Raw genomic sequence first — 1,054 nt, 5'->3', positions numbered from 1 at the left:
GGCGCGGGGTTTGCGCTGACGCGCTACCACCCGTTCATGAACTACTACGACAAGCTGGTGCTGGTTTGCGCCGTGCCGGTGTTTGTCGTGCTCGGCTGGCGCTGGAAGCCGGTGCGGCCGCTGATGATCGGCATCGCGGCGCTGTCGCTGTCGGCAATCGAGCTTTACCACGGCGATCTTTCACGCGCCGATCAGGCCTTCTTCCTCAAATACTTCCTGTCGAGCCAGTCCGCGATTCTGTGGATGAGCGCGCTGTTCGTGTTCGCGACGCTCTTCTACTGGATCGGCCTGCTGTCGCGCTCGCAGTCAGGCGCGGCGATCGGCTCGAAGATGACGTGGGCCGCGGTGCTGATGGGCTTCGTCGGGCTGATGGTGCGCTGGTACGAGTCGTATCTGATCGGCGCGGACGTCGGCCATATTCCGATCTCGAACCTGTACGAAGTGTTCGTGCTGTTCAGCCTGATTACCGCGCTGTTCTATCTATATTACGAATCGCACTACAACACGCGTGCGCTTGGCGCGTTCGTGCTGCTCGTGATCAGCGCGGCGGTCGGCTTCCTGATGTGGTATTCGATTGCACGCGATGCGCAGCAGATCCAGCCGCTCGTGCCTGCGCTGCAAAGCTGGTGGATGAAAATCCACGTGCCGGCGAACTTCATCGGTTACGGCAGTTTTGCGCTGTCGGCGATGGTGGGCGTCGCCTATCTGATGAAAGAGCGGGGCGTGCTGGCCGACCGGCTGCCGGCGCTGGATGTGCTCGATGACGTGATGTACAAGTCGATCGCCGTGGGCTTCGCCTTCTTCACGGTGGCGACGATTCTCGGCGCGCTGTGGGCGGCGGAAGCGTGGGGCGGCTACTGGAGCTGGGACCCGAAAGAGACCTGGGCGCTGATCGTATGGCTGAATTACGCCGCCTGGCTGCATATGCGCCTGATGAAGGGACTGCGTGGCGCGGTCGCCGCGTGGTGGGCGCTGACGGGCCTGCTGGTCACGACGTTCGCATTCCTCGGCGTGAACATGTTCCTGTCCGGGCTGCATAGTTACGGAAAGCTGT

1 protein-coding gene is annotated in these 1,054 nt (G+C 62.3%); it reads left to right on the top strand.

Annotation, left to right across the window (positions count from 1 at the left end; genetic code table 11):
* The coding region (gene ccsB, locus BX592_RS33645; RefSeq protein ID WP_134197639.1) for a c-type cytochrome biogenesis protein CcsB at window positions 1–1,054 on the top strand (1,054 nt) is incomplete at both ends.

This window comes from Paraburkholderia rhizosphaerae, assembly GCF_004366595.1.
GTDB lineage: Bacteria > Pseudomonadota > Gammaproteobacteria > Burkholderiales > Burkholderiaceae > Paraburkholderia > Paraburkholderia rhizosphaerae.
This window is presented reverse-complemented; position numbering and strand designations above follow the sequence as displayed.